This is a genomic window from Nitrospina sp. 32_T5 (genome assembly GCF_052156635.1).
GTDB lineage: Bacteria > Nitrospinota > Nitrospinia > Nitrospinales > Nitrospinaceae > Nitrospina.
The window spans coordinates 358,676-375,550 of the sequence record NZ_JBQKUO010000004.1; the positions used below are offsets into that span (position 1 = coordinate 358,676).

14 protein-coding genes, 2 tRNA genes and 2 rRNA genes are annotated in these 16,875 nt (G+C 53.8%); 16 read left to right on the forward strand and 2 right to left on the reverse strand.

Annotated features, from left to right (window positions below):
• Nucleotides 1-66 precede the first annotated feature (66 nt).
• The 6 genes from ACTRW9_RS12920 (at nucleotide 67) to ACTRW9_RS12945 (ending at nucleotide 5,955) form a co-directional block, all read left to right on the forward strand.
• A tRNA-Ile gene (locus ACTRW9_RS12920) sits at nucleotides 67-143 on the forward strand.
• 55 nt (nucleotides 144-198) lie between these two features.
• Nucleotides 199-271: transfer RNA gene (locus ACTRW9_RS12925), tRNA-Ala, on the forward strand.
• Nucleotides 272-392: 121 nt separating this feature from the next.
• Nucleotides 393-3,411, forward strand: a 23S ribosomal RNA gene (locus ACTRW9_RS12930).
• Between the two features lie 55 nt (nucleotides 3,412-3,466).
• Nucleotides 3,467-3,583: ribosomal RNA gene (rrf, locus tag ACTRW9_RS12935) — 5S ribosomal RNA — on the forward strand.
• A 594-nt stretch (nucleotides 3,584-4,177) separates the two neighbouring features.
• Nucleotides 4,178-4,744 (forward strand): hypothetical protein, encoded by a 567-nt coding sequence (locus tag ACTRW9_RS12940; RefSeq protein ID WP_442429667.1) that lies wholly within the window; start codon nucleotides 4,178-4,180, stop codon nucleotides 4,742-4,744.
• A gap of 32 nt (nucleotides 4,745-4,776) precedes the next feature.
• Nucleotides 4,777-5,955 carry an NnrS family protein gene (locus tag ACTRW9_RS12945; protein ID WP_442429668.1) on the forward strand — a complete coding sequence of 393 codons (1,179 nt, stop codon included), beginning with the start codon at nucleotides 4,777-4,779 and terminating at the stop codon, nucleotides 5,953-5,955.
• Between the two features lie 42 nt (nucleotides 5,956-5,997).
• Here the strand turns inward: ACTRW9_RS12945 and ACTRW9_RS12950 are convergent, their stop codons facing one another.
• Nucleotides 5,998-7,188 carry a lipid A deacylase LpxR family protein gene (locus tag ACTRW9_RS12950; RefSeq protein ID WP_442429669.1) on the reverse strand — a complete coding sequence of 397 codons (1,191 nt, stop codon included), beginning with the start codon at nucleotides 7,186-7,188 and terminating at the stop codon, nucleotides 5,998-6,000.
• A gap of 437 nt (nucleotides 7,189-7,625) precedes the next feature.
• Between ACTRW9_RS12950 and ACTRW9_RS12955 the strand changes: the two genes are divergently transcribed.
• From ACTRW9_RS12955 to ACTRW9_RS13000, 10 genes are all read left to right on the forward strand, one after another.
• A complete protein-coding gene (locus ACTRW9_RS12955) occupies nucleotides 7,626-7,982 on the forward strand; it encodes an NADH-quinone oxidoreductase subunit A (protein ID WP_442425168.1) in 357 nt (118 codons plus the stop codon).
• A 26-nt stretch (nucleotides 7,983-8,008) separates the two neighbouring features.
• A complete protein-coding gene (locus ACTRW9_RS12960; RefSeq protein ID WP_442425167.1) occupies nucleotides 8,009-8,491 on the forward strand; it encodes an NADH-quinone oxidoreductase subunit C in 483 nt (160 codons plus the stop codon).
• Nucleotides 8,492-8,497: 6 nt separating this feature from the next.
• Nucleotides 8,498-9,583, forward strand: coding sequence for an NADH-quinone oxidoreductase subunit NuoH (gene nuoH, locus ACTRW9_RS12965; protein WP_442425166.1), 1,086 nt, complete (start codon nucleotides 8,498-8,500; stop codon nucleotides 9,581-9,583).
• A 9-nt stretch (nucleotides 9,584-9,592) separates the two neighbouring features.
• On the forward strand, nucleotides 9,593-10,162 hold the full coding sequence (locus ACTRW9_RS12970) for a NuoI/complex I 23 kDa subunit family protein (protein ID WP_442425165.1): 570 nt from the start codon (nucleotides 9,593-9,595) through the stop codon (nucleotides 10,160-10,162).
• A complete protein-coding gene (locus tag ACTRW9_RS12975) occupies nucleotides 10,150-10,653 on the forward strand; it encodes an NADH-quinone oxidoreductase subunit J family protein (protein ID WP_442425164.1) in 504 nt (167 codons plus the stop codon). Before ACTRW9_RS12970 ends, ACTRW9_RS12975 begins: the two co-directional genes overlap by 13 nt.
• Before the next feature lie 9 nt (nucleotides 10,654-10,662).
• Nucleotides 10,663-10,965, forward strand: coding sequence for an NADH-quinone oxidoreductase subunit NuoK (nuoK, locus tag ACTRW9_RS12980; RefSeq protein ID WP_442429670.1), 303 nt, complete (start codon nucleotides 10,663-10,665; stop codon nucleotides 10,963-10,965).
• 10 nt (nucleotides 10,966-10,975) lie between these two features.
• Nucleotides 10,976-12,946: an NADH-quinone oxidoreductase subunit L gene (nuoL, locus tag ACTRW9_RS12985; protein ID WP_442425163.1), complete on the forward strand. Its 1,971-nt coding sequence runs from the start codon at nucleotides 10,976-10,978 to the stop codon at nucleotides 12,944-12,946.
• Nucleotides 12,947-12,956: 10 nt separating this feature from the next.
• Complete coding sequence (locus ACTRW9_RS12990; RefSeq protein ID WP_442425162.1) at nucleotides 12,957-14,522, forward strand: NADH-quinone oxidoreductase subunit M; 1,566 nt, start codon at nucleotides 12,957-12,959, stop codon at nucleotides 14,520-14,522.
• Between the two features lie 17 nt (nucleotides 14,523-14,539).
• Nucleotides 14,540-15,973 (forward strand): NADH-quinone oxidoreductase subunit N, encoded by a 1,434-nt coding sequence (locus ACTRW9_RS12995; protein WP_442425161.1) that lies wholly within the window; start codon nucleotides 14,540-14,542, stop codon nucleotides 15,971-15,973.
• Nucleotides 15,974-16,093: 120 nt separating this feature from the next.
• Nucleotides 16,094-16,405, forward strand: coding sequence for a hypothetical protein (locus ACTRW9_RS13000; RefSeq protein ID WP_442425160.1), 312 nt, complete (start codon nucleotides 16,094-16,096; stop codon nucleotides 16,403-16,405).
• Nucleotides 16,406-16,504: 99 nt separating this feature from the next.
• Here the strand turns inward: ACTRW9_RS13000 and tatA are convergent.
• Nucleotides 16,505-16,875 (reverse strand): twin-arginine translocase TatA/TatE family subunit (tatA, locus tag ACTRW9_RS13005; RefSeq protein ID WP_442429671.1); only part of this gene is annotated, 371 nt, incomplete at its 5' end.

Consider the following 16,875-nt stretch of genomic DNA (forward strand, 5'->3'; position numbering starts at 1 on the left):
CTTTCTATAAAAATTCGGCACCAGGTTATTTGGCATGATCGGGAGCTAAAGCCTGACAGGTATCAGGGGCCTATAGCTCAGTTGGTCAGAGCGCACGCCTGATAAGCGTGAGGTCGGTAGTTCAAATCTACCTAGGCCCACCATTTGATTTGAGATGATCGATGGCCGGCCCGGGTGGGCCAGTCTGGCACCGTATATGGGGGTGTAGCTCAGCTGGGAGAGCGCCTGCCTTGCACGCAGGAGGTCATCGGTTCGATCCCGTTCACCTCCATACCTAAAACGAAATCGACATCTTCGTTGGAACCGTACCGAATTTTCGGAATTGCCCTTCCCTGATGAAGGGCACTGCTCTTTTACAATTGAATATCGCAAGACAAGTAGCTGAGGATTTTGGTCAAGCGCATAAGGGCGCATGGTGGATTCCTTGGCGCCAATGGTCGATGAAGGGCGTAGCAAGCTGCGATAAGCTTCGGGGAGCCGCTAACAGGCGTTGATCCGGAGATTCCCGAATGGGGCAACCCGACACGGGTCATACCGTGTCATCACTGTCTGAATACATAGGGCAGTGAAGGCAACCGGGGGAATTGAAACATCTCAGTACCCCGAGGAGTAGAAAGCAACCGCGATTCCCTTAGTAGCGGCGAGCGAAACGGGAATAGCCTAAACCGGACGTATGTCAAGCCCGTGTGCGTTGTGCGTCCGGGGTCGTGGGACCTGATTTGACAGGGATACGGACCTGTCGGAATGTAAAAAAAAGGTGTCTTAGTTCAACAGGCTGGAAAGCCTGGCCATAGAAGGTGAAAGCCCTGTGAACGAAAAGTCATCTTCATTCTCGATCGGGCACCCGAGTACTACGGGACACGAGAAATCCTGTAGGAATCCGGGGGGACCACCCCCCAAGGCTAAATACCAATTGGCGACCGATAGTGAACCAGTACCGTGAGGGAAAGGTGAAAAGCACCCCGGTGAGGGGAGTGAAATAGAATATGAAACCATGTGCCTACAAGCAGTGGGAGCACTATACATCCGGCTTGCCGGATGCAGGTGTGACCGCGTACCTTTTGCATAATGAGCCGCCGAGTTACTTTATTCAGCAAGGTTAAGCCGTTAGGTGGAGCCGTAGCGAAAGCGAGTCTGAACAGGGCGATCAGTTGAATGGAGTAGACCCGAAGCCGGGTGATCTATCCATGGCCAGGATGAAGCGGAGGTAACACTTCGTGAAGGTCCGAACCAGTGGGCGTTGAAAAGCCCTTGGATGAGCTGTGGATAGGGGTGAAAGGCCAATCAAACCCGGCAATAGCTGGTTCTCCTCGAAATAGTTTTAGGACTAGCCTTGCGTAATAGTCTGCGGAGGTAGGGCGCTGGATGGGCTAGGGGCCTCACCAGGTTACCAAACCCAACCAATCTTCGAATACCGCAGGCCGTATCGCAGGAGTCAGACTACGGGTGCTAAGATCCGTGGTCGAAAGGGAAAGAGCCCAGACCACCAGCTAAGGTCCCTAAGATAGACTAAGTGGGAAAGGTTGTAGGAATACTCAGACAATAAGGAGGTTGGCTTAGAAGCAGCAATCCTTTAAAGAAAGCGTAACAGCTCACTTATCAAGTGTCCCTGCGCCGAAAATGTATCGGGGCTTAAGTTTATCACCGAAGCTGTGGACTGAATGACACCTCGGTGCCATTCAGTGGTAGAGGAGCGTTCCATACCGGGTTGAAGCTCGACCGTAAGGACGGGTGGACTGTATGGAAGCGAGTATGGCGGCATGAGTAACGTTAAAACAGGTGAGAAACCTGTTCGCCGAAAATCCAAGGTTTCCTGAGGAAGGGTAATCCTCTCAGGGTAAGTCGGCCCCTAAGGCGAGGCTGAAAAGCGTAGCTGATGGGAAACGGGTTAATATTCCCGTACCTCGTATAACTGCGATGGGGTAACGTAGAAGGGTAATCTATCCGGGTGATGGACGTCCCGGTCCAAGCATGTAGGAGGGAGGTTTTGGCAAATCCGGACCTCTTTTAACTCCGAGACGTTATGGGGAGTCTTCTCTACGGAGAAAACGAACTAGATGATCCCAGGCTACCGAGAAAAACCTCTAAGCTTCAGGTTATACGGGACCGTACTCTAAACCAACGCAGGTGGATGAGGAGAGAATCCTAAGGCGCTTGAGAAAACTCTGGTTAAGGAACTTAGCAAATTAGCTCCGTAACTTCGGGATAAGGAGTGCCCCTATTAGGTGAAAGAACTTGCTTCTGGAGCCGAGAGGGGTTGCAGTGACCAGGCAGCTGTGACTGTTTACTAAAAACACAGGACTCTGCGAAGTCGCAAGACGATGTATAGGGTCTGACGCCTGCCCGGTGCCGGAAGGTTAAAAGGAGGGGTTAGTCTTCGGACGAAGCTCCAAATTGAAGCCCCGGTAAACGGCGGCCGTAACTATAACGGTCCTAAGGTAGCGAAATTCCTTGTCGGGTAAGTTCCGACCTGCACGAATGGCGTAACAATGGCTGCACTGTCTCAACCAGGGACTCAGTGAAATTGACATACCGGTGAAGATGCCGGTTTCCCGCAACAGGACGGAAAGACCCCGTGCACCTTTACTACAACCTGATATTGAGTATTGATCTAGTATGTGTAGGATAGGTGGGAGACGTTGAATCCGGAGCGCTAGCTTCGGGGGAGTCACCCTTGAAATACCACCCTTATTACATTGATATTCTAACCTCGGTCCGTGAATCCGGATCAGGGACAATGTCAGGCGGGTAGTTTGACTGGGGCGGTCGCCTCCTAAATTGTAACGGAGGCGCGCGAAGGTCCTCTCAGGCTGATTGGAAACCAGCCGTCGAGTGTAAAGGCATAAGAGGGCTTGACTGCGAGACCGACAGGTCGAGCAGGTGCGAAAGCAGGTCTTAGTGATCCGGTGGTCCCGTGTGGAAGGGCCATCGCTCAACGGATAAAAGGTACGCCGGGGATAACAGGCTTATCGCCCCCAAGAGTCCATATCGACGGGGCGGTTTGGCACCTCGATGTCGGCTCACCGCATCCTGGGGCTGAAGCAGGTCCCAAGGGTTTGTCTGTTCGCCAATTAAAGCGGTACGCGAGCTGGGTTTAGAACGTCGTGAGACAGTTCGGTCCCTATCCGTTGTGGGTGTTAGAGATTTGAGGGGAGCTGCTCCTAGTACGAGAGGACCGGAGTGGACAGACCTCTAGTGTGCTGGTTGTGTCGCCAGATGCATTGCCAGGTAGCTATGTCTGGAAAGGATAACCGCTGAAAGCATCTAAGCGGGAAGCCAACCCCAAAACAAGATCTCTCTTCCCTTCGGGGACTGTAGACTCCTTGAAGACTACAAGGTTGATAGGCCGGATGTGTACGCACAGTAATGTGTTTAGCTAACCGGTACTAATCAGTCGTGAGGCTTGACCTTTTTTCAGCTACTTTGTCTGCGATATCAATTGTATAAATTCTTTTGAGACTGTTTTCCCGGTCTTGATAGCGAAGGAGATACACCCGTTCCCATTCCGAACACGGAAGTTAAGCCCTTCAGCGCCGATGGTACTGCATGGGGGACCGTGTGGGAGAGTAGGTCAACGCCGGGTTATTCATTTAAAAGCCGCTTTGGATTCATTCCAAAGCGGCTTTTTTATTTTCCTTCCAGTTCCTTGAGCTGCCCTCTTTCCTCTACTTTGACTTCCCAAAATTAAATAAAAAATTATTATATTTACTTTAATAGTAGTGTCTTCCTAATAAAAATATGGCTAAATTCCGAGTTTCGTTAGTTTCAGATTGACATCTTATTTAGCCCCTTGCAAAGTGAAATTCCTTTGAGACTGGAGGAAATTGGAAGGGGTGAAAATTAAACTTTTTACAATTGTATTTGTTTGTTCTCTTGGTGCGTGCGCCGAAGGCAACGTCACACCGGAAGACATTCGCAACCGGGCCCAAATGGAATGCATTGACCTTGGCTTTCAAGAGGGCTCCAGTAAATACATTGATTGTTACTTCAAACTCTATTCCAAATACATGAATCAGGTGTTTGGAAGACAGAGAAAAAAGAAAAAGGCTATAATCAATGAACCCACTTATATCTCTCCTTCCCCTGATCTAGCGAATTCTTGATCTGCATTCCAATTTACCCATTGGTGATTCCATTTCTTATTCTCTTTTCTTTCCTCTCCCATTAAACTTCGGCCATGACCCTCGCCTGTATCGGATACGGCTCGCTGATATGGAGTCCGCGAAACCTCGCGCCGCACCTCAAGCACCCCAACCGCTGGTTTGGCGACGGACCCGCCCTGCCCGTCGAGTTCGCCCGCGAATCCGACCGCCGGCGCATCACCCTCGTCGTCGTCCCCGGCCACCCGGCAAGCACCACGTACTGGACGCCGTACAATCACGCCCATATTGACGAAGCGCGAGAACAATTGGCCGACCGCGAAGGCTGCGGCATCGAGCACATCGGTGTCATGACCGCCTACGGACGCACGGAGTCCGCCCTGCCCCCTTCCCTGCTGGGAATTTTAAAAACGTGGATGGAAGAAAAACAACTGGAGGGGTTGGTGTGGACGGAGCTGCCCTGCGGGTTCAAAATGAGTCCTGGAAAACGTCCCACGGTGGACGAAGTGTGTGCTTACCTGGAAGGACTCATCGAGCGTGGGGAACACGAAAACGCGGAAGAATACATCCGCAAAGCGCCGCTTCAAATCGACACTCCTTACCGCCGCGCCATCGCCGACCGCTTTGGTTGGCCGCCACTCTGAGATACAATCAATTCATTTAAAAAAGGACCGTCATGCAGGATTCATCCAAAGGCCCCCTGGCTCACCCGTTCCTGCAGAACGGGTTTCGCCCTTTTTTCCTTTTGGGCGCGTTGTACAGCGTGACCAACTTGCTCATCTGGGGCGGGTTTTTTGCCGGGCATCGCCCACCGCCGACATTCATGCTGGACCCCGTGCAGTGGCATGCGCACGAAATGGTCTTTGGGTTCACCATCGCCATCGTTTCAGGGTTTCTGCTGACCGCCGTCGCCAACTGGACGGGCCGGAATCCGGCAGGGCCCCTGCATCTGGCGGGCCTGGCCGCCCTCTGGCTGGCCGGTCGGGTGGTCATGCAATTTGATCTGGGCCTGCCGGAGACGGTCATAATCCTGGTTGAAGGTTCTTTTATCCTGGCGCTGGCCCTCACCCTGTCCCTTCCGCTTCTCAAGAGCTGGAACAAACGCAACTTCGTGTTTCTCGTTTTGCTCAGCATCCTGCTGGCATGCGACACGACATTCCTGGTCACGAAAGAAAGCCCCCCTCTTTACGTTGCTGTGATGATCATAGTTGCCATGATATCCCTGATTGGCGGGCGCGTGATTCCCTCCTTCACCGTGGAGGCGTTGCATCAGCGCGGGGAAAAAGCCAGACAGGAGCCGCAGGAAAAGCTGGACATACTGGCACTTTTGTCGCTGGCCCTGGTCATTCTCGCTTTTGTTTTCGCAGATGAGGAGGGGATGTTTCTGGCGGGCGCTTCTTTTTTTTCCGCAATCATTCATGCACTGCGCATGCGGCGATATCATACCCATCGAATCCTGCGAGACCCGATGGCATTGATCCTTCATATTGGTTACGGTTGGGTGATTGCGGGATTGATTTTAACCGGGTTTTCCGCACTGGGTGCTGTTCCCTTCCCAACCTCCCTGCACGCTTTCACGGCGGGCGCGATCGGTTCCATGACGCTCGGCATGATGTCCCGCGTGCCGCTGGCTCATACCGGGCGAACCGTGCGTGCAACCAGGCTGACGATATTGAGCTTCATCCTGTTGCAGGGTTCGGCCCTCATGCGGGTATTGGGTCCGATAATGGATCCTGACAATACTGTTAACTGGATCATGGGTTCCGCCACGCTTTGGGCATTCTGTTTTGCGTTTTATATTCTGGCTTATACCCCGATTCTATGGAAACCCGAGCTCGAAAGGCAGGGCGCTTGACTCGGAGGAAAAGACTCGCAAAAAACTGATCCCGGCTTTGTCCTAAAACCGAACCGACAGCGTCACCGTGCCGAAGACGTCGGGTTCGAACTGGCCCTTGAATTCCTGCGAGCGGTACACCTGGGTGTATGCCAGTCGGATGCAGTCGTAGGCAAGCGCACCGCCAAACTGCCAGTCGCCCACCAGGTACCGTTTGTTCACGGCGTGGCTGGTGCGGAACGTATTGCCGTCAAGAAAAATGTTGTGTGCAACCGCCCTGCCCTCCACACCGGTGTACAGGTACGCCATCAACTTATTCTTGTGACGCCCTCCGGTGTCGAAAAAATCAGAGCCCTGCGTGCCCGGGCGGATGCGCGGCGGACCATAGTCCGCCGGCAAGTTGTAACCGACGCGCACGACGCCGCCTGCCGCCACATAGGTGAACACGTTGCCCAGCGCCACCCCGCCGCCGGGAATCCAGTCCACCCCCGGGATCATGCCGTTTTCTTCCAGCAGCCGATGGCGGTACTTTCGATCGTAGGAAATCAACAGGGCGAACTCGTTGTGGAGCTGATTGTCCCAGCCTTTCGGGTCCTCGTCGTCGATGAACGCGTGCCACTCACGCTGAACCCGCTCGCCGCCGGAGGCGGGGCCGATCACCCCCAGGTCGATCTCCACCGAGTCAAGCGTATCCACCGTCAGGCCCAGCACCTCGCGATCCTTCTTTTCATCAAAGAATCCGAACCCGACATAGAGCCACCCCGCGTAGGGCCGGTCGCGACTGACGAGGCCGGTCTTCGACAAATCTTCCGGCGTGTAAATGTTATGGCCTAAGATTACGCTCACCGTGTCCGTTTTGAAATCGAACCAGTTTCCGAGCGTGGCCTGCCCCGCCTTGCGCGTGGAGTTGGTGAGAAAGCGGAGGACCCCCATGCCCGCACGCCCGGGAAGGTGCGATGAGGCGCAGTTCTGCCGGACCCGTTCCGCCCAGCCCGGATCATCCGTACCCGTTCCCCGCTCGACAAAGGACATCCGCAGGCCCTGGGTGAAATGACGGTCTGTGAGCCCCGCAAAGAAGTCATTGGCGTCGGTGGCGTTGAAGAAGTATTCCGGGCAGTCCATCCCCGGCTGGGCCGCGGCCGGGGCCGGAGTGACTCCCCCCAGGCAGGTTGACAGCAGAAACCCTGCGGCGAACAGGCGTCCCGCCACCCCCTTTTTTCCTTTTAATGGCTCTTCTCCCCTTTTCCGTTTCATGGCCGAACCCTCTCCAAGGTTGTACGTAAATTCAAGCCTCAACAGGCTGGCGGAGCCATTGTATCGGCAAAATGATAAACAGGGGACGCAAAATCGGAACTGGGTCAAATGAACATTTTCAATTTTTCCCTTCAACCTGTTCTAAACACTTCCCTTTTTGCGGAGGGGGGGCTAAATTGCGCAGATTGCAGACTTTTCTCCCGCCCGGAAACCCCGCTTTTTCATTGACAACCCGTGGGTGCTCCGGTAGTATCCACCGTCACCATTTTTCCAAATGGCGGGTTCCATCCGACTCTTTTAAAATTGTTGAGAAACCTGTGGTTTTTTAAGAAATTACAGGTTAAAATCCCCTTTTTTTAAGGACCCAGGGACCTTGGCTCTGCAGGGTCGCATTTCCCGAAACCCTTATAAAAGTCGGACTTACAAGGTAGTGATCTATGCTTGACAGCTACACAGGCGCAGCTATCCTTTTGTTTTTTGCCACAGCCATTGCCGTGGGCATGGTGGTGGCCACTTCCCTCCTCGGGCCCAAGCGCGAGTTCGCAGACAAGATGGAGCCGTTTGAGTGCGGGGAAAGCCAGATTGTCTCGCCTTATCAGAGGTTTTCCGTCAAGTTTTACCTCGTCGCGGTGCTGTTCATCCTGTTTGACATTGAGGCCGTCTTCCTGTTCCCCTGGGCGATCCTTTATAAGAAGCTGGGCCTGTTCGGGCTGGTGGAAATGATCCTGTTCCTTATTATATTGGGGATCGGGCTGATGTACGTCTGGATTCGGGGAGGCCTGGACTGGGAGTGATGCGCACCGCATGACCGATACCTGTTATGAGCACTGAAATCATAGATAAAATCAAAGCCAAATTCGGCGACAAGGTGAAAGACTCGCACGATTTCCGTGGCGACCAGACGGTTGTGGTGGACAAGGACTGCGTCTACGAAGTGGCCCGGTTCCTGAGGGACGAGCCTGCCTTGGACATGAATTTTCTGATGGACCTGACCGCGGTCGATTACCTGGACAAAAAGAAGGTTCGTTTCGAGGTCGTGTACCACTTCTTTTCCCTCAAGCACAACCACCGCTTTCGCGTGAAAGCGCCGGTGGACGAGGAGGAATGCATCATTGATTCCGTGGTGCCGCTGTACCAGTCTGCGAACTGGTACGAACGCGAAGTGTGGGACATGTATGGTATCAAGTTCAAGGGACACCCGAACCTCAAGCGGATTCTGCTCTATGAAGGGTTCAAAGGCCATCCGCTCCGCAAGGACTACCCCATCAATAAACGACAACCGTTGATCGGTCCGCTGAACTGAGGAGAAATGGAAGATTTATTTGTTGATCTGGCCATCACCCTTGCCAAAATCTTTTTTGTGCTCGGGGTCACGGTCGGTTTTTTTGCCCCAATCCTGACGTGGGTGGAACGCAAGCAGAGCGCCATCATGCAGGACCGTATCGGCGCGAACCGGGCGGACATCATGGGCTTCACCGCGCTGGGCCTGTTTCACATCATGGCCGACGGGCTGAAGATGTTCACGAAGGAAGACTTCATTCCCCAGGGCGCCAACAAATTCCTCCATACACTCAGCCCCATCATCGCACTGATCCCCGCTATTCTGACATTCGCGGTGGTTCCCTTTGGTGGCGAGTACACGCTGTTCGGCAAGGAAGTCAAGCTGGTCATCTCCGATCTGGATGTCGGACTCCTGTTCGTGTTCGCCATAGCGTCGATTGCCACTTACGGCTACGTTGTCGCCGGATGGAGTTCCAACAACAACTACTCGCTGCTCGGTTCCATGCGGACCGCCTCACAGATGGTATCTTACGAGGTCACGATGGGCCTCACCATCATCGGCGTGCTCATGGTTTACGGCACCATGAAGTTGACGGAAATCGGCAACGCCCAGGAAAACTTCCTGCACTGGGGTATCTTTCTCCAGCCGGTCGGGTTCTTCATGTTTTTTGCAGCGTCGATCGCCGAGAACAAACGCATTCCGTTCGACAACCCCGAAGCGGAATCCGAACTGGTGGCGGGGTACTTCACCGAATACAGTGGGCTTAAATTCGGCATGTTTTTCATGGCCGAGTTCATCGAGATGGTTACCATCGCCGCGATTGTGACCATCCTCTTTTTCGGCGCGTGGCACATTCCTTTTATCGGTACCGCCACCCTGCTGGAAATCTTCGACTTTCTCGGAGAAACAGGATCGAACCTCGTCGTCATGTTCATCCATGTCGGCGTGTTTTTCGCCAAGGTCATTTTCTTCCTGTTTGTCCAAATGGTCATCCGGTGGACGCTGCCGCGTTTCCGTTATGACCAGATCATGAAGCTGGGATGGAAAATCCTGTTGCCCCTGTCGCTGGCGAACGTCGTCGTCACGGGTATCGTTATCCTGGCTCTTCAATAAGGAGAAGTTATGGCTTACTACGTCGAACGCAATGTCAAGATGACGTGGTGGGAACGCTTATATATCCCCGAAATCATCCGGGGCATGATCATCACCTCACGTCATTTCTTCAAGAACCTTTTTGGGTTCATTCCCTTTTTCCTGGGAAAGAAAAAAGAACGGGAGATTTTCACGATTTACTATCCCGAGGAAACGCGGGAGTACCCGATCGCTTACCGCGGACGGCCGGTGCTGGCCCTGAATGAAGAAGGCCGCCCCAACTGCGTTGCTTGCGGCCTGTGCGAGATTGCCTGTCCTGCCTACTGCATCGACATCGATCCCGGCGCCAACAGCGGCAAGCAGAACGAGGTCGAACGTTTCCCGGTCGAGTTCACCATCGACTACGCGGTCTGCATCTTCTGCGGATTCTGCGAAGAAGCGTGCCCGGAAGAAGCGATTTTCATGAGCAACGACTGTGACATTTCGATGCTTGACCGCAAAAAAATGAAATACAACATGCAACAGTTGTTGATGCCGGTTTCCGAATTGAAGGACCGCATCGACTTCTGCCGGAAAATGTACGGAAAATGGAATTACTGATTTTCTATCCACTGGGTGGATTGTGTCTCCTCCTGGCACTGGGAGTGGTGTTCAACAACAGTCCCATCGGGTCGGCGGTGTCCCTCATCGGCATGATGCTGGGTCTTGCGGGAATCTTCGTTCTCCTGCAGGCGCATTTTCTCGCCATTCTGCAGGTCATCATCTATGCCGGCGCCATCATGGTTCTGTTCATGTTCGTCATCATGCTGTTGAACCTGAAACAGGACCTGACTTGGAAAACCCGGGAACGCAACCTGTTCCTGTCCATCCTCACCGGCCTTTTGGTGCTGGGTGTCCTGTACAAATTCATTGACCTCACGCTGGGGACGGAATTCAACAACCCCGCGATGGTTCCGGACACCTTCGGCACCACGGAAGAGGTCGGGACCAAACTGTTTACCGATTACGTTCTGCCGTTCGAAGTGGCGTCCATCCTGCTTCTCGCGGCAATGGTCGGCGCCGTGGTGCTGGCCAAATCCAAACTGGATTGATTGAATACTATGGTACCTCTTTCGCATTACCTGATACTGAGCGCCACCCTGTTTACCATCGGGGTGCTTGGCGTGCTGATCCGGCGCAATGCCATCGTCGTGTTCATGTGCATTGAAATCATGCTCAATGCGGTGAACATTTCCCTGATTGCCTTTGACCGGTATCTGAACCACCACGACGGTCAGATTTTCAGTTTCATGGTGATGTGCGTCGCGGCGGCGGAAGTGTCCGTGGGACTGGCCATCGTCATTGCCCTGTACCGCAACAAGCCGACTGTCAACCTGGATGAATTCAACCTGATGAAGTGGTAAGGATCGTATCGTGCTTTTCAAACTCGCCTGGCTGATTCCCCTTTTCCCGTTGATCGGTTCGATCATCAACGGAATTTTCGGCCTCAAACTGGGAAAAGACAAAGTCAGCTGGATTGCCTGCGGCTTCCCCGCAATGTCCTTCTTCGTCACGGTGATCCTGTGGGTGGCGTTGTTCTTCCATCCGGAAGGCCAGGCGTACCCTGAGCAGATCCTGTGGACGTGGATGGCGGCGGGTGATTTCACCGTCGAGTTCGGTTTCCAGATCGACCCCCTGTCCATGGTCATGATGCTGGTGGTCACCGGCGTGGGTACCATCATCCACATCTTCTCCATCGGTTACATGTACGAGGAGTACAGCTACTACCGCTACTTCTCCTACCTGAACCTCTTTTTGTTCTCCATGCTGATTCTCGTCATGGGCAACAACTTCCTGATGATGTTCATCGGCTGGGAAGGTGTGGGTGTCTGTTCCTACTTCCTCATCGGTTACTACTTCGAAAAGAAATCGGCCTGTGACGCCAGTGTGAAAGCCTTCGTGGTCAACCGCGTCGGCGACTTCGCATTCCTTCTTGGCGTTTTTTACATCTTTCACGAATTCGGCACCATCGATTTCACCAGCGTGTTCAACGCGGTGCCCTCGACCCTGGTTTACAACAGCGAGGCGGCAACCCTGATCACGATGTTCCTGTTTATAGGTGCGACCGGAAAATCGGCGCAGATTCCGCTTTACACCTGGTTGCCGGACGCAATGGAGGGCCCGACCCCGGTCAGCGCACTCATCCACGCGGCGACGATGGTCACCGCCGGTGTGTACATGGTGGTCCGCTGCAACGCGCTGTTCAACATGGCGCCGATCACAATGATGGTCATCGCGCTCGTAGGCGGCGGCACCGCGCTCTTTGCCGCGACCATCGGTTGCACCCAATACGATATCAAGCGCGTCCTCGCCTATTCCACCGTGAGCCAGATCGGTTACATGTTCCTGGCCTGTGGCGTTGGCGCCTACACGGCAGCGATCTTTCACCTCGTGACGCACGCGTTCTTCAAGGCCTGCCTGTTCCTTGGTTCCGGAAGTGTCATCCACGGCATGCATCACGAGCAGGACATCCGCAAGATGGGCGGGTTGAAAGACCATTTCCCGATCACTTACGTCACCTTTCTCGTATCAACCATAGCGATTGCAGGTATTTTCCCGTTCTCCGGTTTTTTCAGTAAGGACGAAATCCTGTACCACGCGCTGATGGACGGAAATGTCATTTACTGGGGCATGGGTGTGGCCGGTGCGTTCATCACCGCCTTTTACATGTTCCGGCTGGTGTTCCTGACCTTTCACGGCCCGTCCCGTGTGGACCCGCACGTGCACCCGCATGAGTCGCCGAAAGTCATGACCCTGCCGCTGATCGTTCTGGCGGGACTGGCGCTGGGAGGCGGCCTGCTGGGCCTGCCACTCATTCATGGCTGGCACATCCTGCACAATTTCCTTGAACCGGTTTTGTCGTTCGATTTTGCGACTGCCCTGCACAACTCGGAGATCATGCAGGCCGAGCACGGTCACCATGTGACCTACGCAGAGATCCTGCACCAGAAAACCCACAGCGAACACAACGTGTGGCTCGAGATTTTCCTGATGATTTTCTCCATGGGTGTCGCGCTTGCGGGCATTTTCCTTGCCTACCTGTTTTACATCAAGCGCCCGGAGTTGCCGGACGAATACACCAAGGGTCAGTGGGGTTATGACCTGGTGAAGAACAAATACCTGGTGGACGAGGCGTATGACGCCATCTTCGTTCAACCCACGGTCAAGGGCTCCTACCTGCTATGGAAGGAGGGCGACGCCAAGGGAGTGGACGGTGCGGTCAATGGTGTGGCTCAGACCATTGGCTGGTTCAGCAAGCAGGCACGCGAGTTCCAGTCCGGATTCGTCCGCAACTACGCCATGTTCATGGTGGTCGGATTCATTTTACTGTTGATCCTTATCTAGAAGCGAAGCGATGTACCTGACATTCGTAACATTCTTACCGCTGCTCGCCTGTTTCGTAATGGCGTTGATGCCTCGCGAGAACACCGCCGGCGTCAAATGGTTCGCACTCATCGTTGCGGGTGTGGATTTCATACTTTCCCTGCCGCTGTATTTCGACTTCAATATGAATACGGCGGATATGCAGTTCGAGTACATCGTGCCGTGGATCCCGCAATGGGGAATCAGCTATCACGTCGGCATCGACGGGATCTCCCTGTTGCTGTATATCATGACCACATTTTTGACCTTCATCTCCATCCTCGCGTCCTGGGAGGTGAAGAAATACACCAAAGAATACATGATGGCCATGCTGGCTCTTTCGACCGGCATGCTGGGCGTGTTCATCGCCCTGGACTTCTTCCTGTTCTATGTCTTCTGGGAATTCCAGCTGATCCCCATGTACATCATCATCGGTGTCTGGGGTGGACCGCGGCGCATTTACGCGGCGGTGAAGTTCTTCATTTACACCGCAGTCGGCTCCCTGCTCATGCTGGTCGCCATCATCTGGATGTACTTCCATTTTCACGAAACGGTCGGCGTGTTCACCACCGACATCCTGCTGATAACCGAACATCTGAACCTGACGCTGGACCAGCAGAAATGGCTGTTCCTCGCGTTCTTCCTGGCATTTGCCATCAAGGTTCCCATGTTCCCGTTTCACACCTGGCTTCCGGACGCACACGTGGAGGCGCCGACGGCGGGCAGTGTCATCCTTGCGGGCGTACTCCTGAAAATGGGAACGTATGGGTTCCTGCGGTTCAACCTGCCGCTGTTTCCGGTTGCCAGCAACGAGTTCCTTCCGTTCATCGCAGGCCTTTCCATCATCGGTATCATTTACGGTGCGCTGGTTGCGATGGTGCAGGAAGACCTCAAAAAGCTGGTCGCCTATTCCAGTGTCAGCCATCTCGGTTTCGTCATGCTGGGCATTTTTGCCTTCAACCACTATGGGCTGCAGGGCGCTCTGCTCCAGAACCTCAACCACGGGATCAGTACCAGCGCCCTCTTTTTGATGGTGGGCATGATTTATGACAGGCGGCACACACGGCTGATTAAGGATTTCGGAGGACTGGCCAAGGTGATCCCCATGTTCACGGTGTGTTTCATGATCGTCACACTTTCATCCATCGGCCTGCCGGGAACCAACGGGTTCGTCGGCGAGTTTCTGGTATTGCTTGGCATATTCCAGGTGAACGGCTTCTATGCCGGCCTCGCCACCACGGGCGTCATCTTTGCCGCTTGCTACATGCTGTGGATGTTCCAGCGAGTGATGTTCCTGAAAATCGAGAACCCGGAAAACGAAAAACTGACAGACATGACCCCGCGCGAATGGGGTTACATGGCGCCGCTAATTGTGCTGGTGTTCTGGATCGGGTTCTACCCCACCCCGTTCACCAAAACGTTTGATGCCTCGATCGAAAAACTGGTCCACCAGGTGGACCCGAAACAATACATGCCCCATGCTCAGGGCCAGCACGCCGCCAAACTGGACCGGCACCTGATGCAGTTGAAATTCGAGCAAAACGGAAAACTGAATTGAACTGAGGACGCAACCACGTGGAAATGATACCGACCCCTGAAATAGACCTGACCAGCCTCGCGCCCGTGCTGGTGCTGAGTGTGTTTTCCATGATGGTTCTTGTGTTCGATCTGTTCGCAGGCAAGAACAAATCCGGACTCGTTTTCATCAGCCTCACTGGCCTGCTCATGGCCGCCATCAGCGCCTTTGCCAAACGGGACCTGCCGGTTTACTCCTTCGGTGGTGCATATGTGGTGGACAATCTTTCTGTATTCTTCACCTGCATTTTCTGTCTGAGTTCAGCGCTCGCCATCCTGCTTTCGATCGAATACAACAAGCGCGAAGGCATCAAGATGGGCGAGTATTACGCCCTCATTCTGTTTTGCACCGTTGGCATGATCGTGCTGGCGTCCTCGACGGACCTCATCATGATTTTCCTCGGTATTGAAATCGTCTCCATCTGCCTGTACGTGCTGGCCGGAATCCGCCGATACGATCCCCATTCCAACGAGGCGGCGCTTAAATACTTCCTGCTGGGCGCGTTTGCGACTGGATTCCTTCTTTATGGAATGGCCCTGCTCTACGGAACCACCGGCAGTACCAAGCTGGTGCAGATCGCACAGCTTCTAAACAGTGGCGAGGTATTCTCTCAGCCTATGATGCTGATGGGGGTCGTGCTCCTTGTCATCGGATTTGGCTTCAAGGTCGCATCCGTTCCGTTCCACATGTGGGCGCCGGACGTTTACGAAGGCGCGCCGACTCCGATCACCGCATTCATGGCGGTGGGCCCCAAGGCCGCCGCCTTTGCCGCTTTCTTCCGCGTGTTCGCGGAAGGCATTCCGGAACTCGCCCCTTCATGGAACATGATCCTGTCGATCGTCGCCGTCATCACGATGTTTGTCGGCAATCTGGGCGCCATCATGCAGACCAACATCAAGCGACTGCTCGCTTTCTCCAGCGTGTCCCATGTCGGGTACATTCTGATCGCCATCATCGCCAAAAACTCATTAGGCGGCGCAAGCCTGCTGTTCTACATGCTGGCCTACGCGTTCATGATTTTCGGCGCATTCGGCGTGGTGATCCTGCTGGGTCGCGACGGGGACGAGAACCTCGACATCCAGGGCTACTCCGGGCTGGGCTTCAAGCATCCTGTGCTCGCCATGTCGATGTCCATATTCCTGTTGTCTCTGGGCGGGCTTCCGCCTTTGGCCGGATTCGTTGCCAAGTTCTACATCTTCCAGGCAGCTTTGAAGGAGGGCTTCGTCATCCTGGTGGTTCTGGCCGTTCTCAACAGCGCCATCTCCTTCTACTATTACCTCAAAGTGATCGTTTACATGTACATGAAGGAACCGGTTCAGGAGTTCAGGTTGTCATTGACGCCCATCACCATGCTGGTCATCGGCATCGGCGTTTTGGGAACCCTGGAACTCGGTATCTTTCCGGACCCGATCATTTCCCTCGCCAAGCCCTGACGCAGGCCCCTACCCTCATTCTGCAAACCCCGCACACCCTCGTCATGAGGCTGAAATTATTATATAATTGGGGTCCCGTTGGTACCGCTGAGTCCAAGCTTTGAATGAAAGGAATTTGCGATGAAAATGCACCATTTGTCTCCGGAAGAAGTTGAGACAGTGATGGAAAAAGTCCGGACGGTGGTCGATTCCGGCGAATTCGATCCGGAAATCATGGAAGAGATTTTTACAATCTCCAAAGTGGACGGGAACAAGTTCCTCGAATGCAAGGGCAACCCACTGCAAAGCCAGCAGGTCAATTTCGAGTTGGACCGCGACAAAGGAATCCGGTTTTTCGATCCCTTCAACCTGTACACCAAAGGAATTTACAAGGACATCGACGGCTGGTCTGTTTGGACGGAGGACAATTTAAAAGAGCCCTGGTCTTATTGAGACCAAGGCTCCTTTGTTTTCCACGGGAAATAATCAGTCGGGTTCCTCATCCGCTTGAATTTGGATGAGGCGGATTCGCAAAAAAGTGTTGCCGCTTGTTCAGGCTTTCTTTTCGGTTTCTTCCTGATCCTTTGTGTAATCGTAACTGCCTTTACGCGGCAGGGAAGCGGTGAAGGCTTCCGCCTTCTCCTTCATGGCCTTGTCTTTGGCTTCCCCTTCAGCCTGTGCCTTTTCCCGCGCCAGACGTTCTTTTTCTTCATCGCTCAGATTTTCCTGCTCAAGCTCACCCGCGGGTTGTTGCGCCCCACCTTCCTGCTGGGCCTGCTCGCCGGATTCCAATTCCTCAGCTTCCTTCATTGACGTCTTGAAATTTTTGATACTCCGGCCGAAGGCGCTTCCAATTTCGGGCAGTTTTCCCGCGCCAAAAATAATCATAATGATGACCAGAATGATCATCAGTTCCGGAAACC

What these genes read in the sequence shown, in the direction of transcription:
- nuoK (WP_442429670.1), top strand. Translation starts at nt 10,663, where the DNA reads ATGGTACCTCTTTCGCATTACCTGATACTGAGCGCCACCCTGTTTACC.
- ACTRW9_RS12960 (WP_442425167.1), top strand. Translation starts at nt 8,009, where the DNA reads ATGAGCACTGAAATCATAGATAAAATCAAAGCCAAATTCGGCGACAAG.
- ACTRW9_RS12940 (WP_442429667.1), top strand. Translation starts at nt 4,178, where the DNA reads ATGACCCTCGCCTGTATCGGATACGGCTCGCTGATATGGAGTCCGCGA.
- ACTRW9_RS12950 (WP_442429669.1), bottom strand. Translation starts at nt 7,188, where the DNA reads ATGAAACGGAAAAGGGGAGAAGAGCCATTAAAAGGAAAAAAGGGGGTG.
- nuoH (WP_442425166.1), top strand. Translation starts at nt 8,498, where the DNA reads ATGGAAGATTTATTTGTTGATCTGGCCATCACCCTTGCCAAAATCTTT.
- ACTRW9_RS13000 (WP_442425160.1), top strand. Translation starts at nt 16,094, where the DNA reads ATGAAAATGCACCATTTGTCTCCGGAAGAAGTTGAGACAGTGATGGAA.
- ACTRW9_RS12990 (WP_442425162.1), top strand. Translation starts at nt 12,957, where the DNA reads ATGTACCTGACATTCGTAACATTCTTACCGCTGCTCGCCTGTTTCGTA.
- ACTRW9_RS12975 (WP_442425164.1), top strand. Translation starts at nt 10,150, where the DNA reads ATGGAATTACTGATTTTCTATCCACTGGGTGGATTGTGTCTCCTCCTG.
- ACTRW9_RS12945 (WP_442429668.1), top strand. Translation starts at nt 4,777, where the DNA reads ATGCAGGATTCATCCAAAGGCCCCCTGGCTCACCCGTTCCTGCAGAAC.
- ACTRW9_RS12970 (WP_442425165.1), top strand. Translation starts at nt 9,593, where the DNA reads ATGGCTTACTACGTCGAACGCAATGTCAAGATGACGTGGTGGGAACGC.
- ACTRW9_RS12955 (WP_442425168.1), top strand. Translation starts at nt 7,626, where the DNA reads ATGCTTGACAGCTACACAGGCGCAGCTATCCTTTTGTTTTTTGCCACA.